Genomic DNA, 702 nt, shown 5'->3' on the forward strand with positions numbered 1-702 from the left:
GTTCCCATGCCCCGAGTCCCCCGCCGGGGGCACCACCAAAATGGGCCCTGACCTGTAGAAACGGGGGTCACGGCTCAATTGGGAGTGCTCAGCAGGCCCGGTGGCAGGGCCAGTTGCCGGGCTTCGTGCCAGACCCGGTCGTACGTACCGAAGGCGAGGACGCCACCGCGTTCGTCGAAGAACAGCCGCCCACCATCAGCGGTACCGAAGGTACGGGCGCTCTCCCGCCGCAGCGCCACCGGTTCGGGCGGCAGCGGCACCGGCACGGGGCGGGTATCCCCCGGCGGGCGGCCCCTCGGGTCACCGGGTCGTCGATCGGTCGGGCGTCCGCCGTAGGAAAACTCATCGCGGCCGGCCCCAAGACCGTACTCGGGAATCTGGGCAGAGGCTCGATCCGCCGGGATGCTCGGAGTGAACGGGATGCTCAGTGCAACCCCGGTTGTTCGGTGCCGGAGACCGCAAAGGGGAGCTATGGCCATGAAGGCGATCGTTCAGGATGCGTACGGGTCGGAAGATCTCCTGGACCTGCGTGACATCGACCGCCCCGTACAGGGCGACGACGAGGTGCTCGTCGAGGTACGTGCCGCCGGTGTGGGGCCCGAAGTGTGGCACCTGATGACAGGCAAGCCGTACGTGGCCCGGGTCGCCCTCGGACTTGGCAGGCCCAAGAACCCCGTCCGCGGCTGGGACGGGGTTCTTGGG

General features: G+C 68.9%; 1 protein-coding gene and 1 pseudogene. One reads left to right on the top strand and one right to left on the bottom strand.

Going from position 1 to position 702, the window contains the following annotated elements; all coding sequences use genetic code 11:
• Nucleotides 1-74: 74 nt before the first annotated feature.
• Nucleotides 75-266, bottom strand: a complete 192-nt coding sequence (locus tag GUY61_RS38745) for a hypothetical protein (protein ID WP_208107003.1) — start codon at nucleotides 264-266, stop codon at nucleotides 75-77.
• 211 nt (nucleotides 267-477) lie between these two features.
• Here GUY61_RS38745 and GUY61_RS38750 point away from each other — a divergent pair.
• A pseudogene (locus GUY61_RS38750) lies at nucleotides 478-702 on the top strand (NAD(P)-dependent alcohol dehydrogenase); the annotation flags it as partial.

It is taken from the genome of Streptomyces sp. GC420 (assembly GCF_009916105.1).
In the GTDB taxonomy this organism is placed as follows: Bacteria; Actinomycetota; Actinomycetes; order Streptomycetales; family Streptomycetaceae; genus Streptomyces.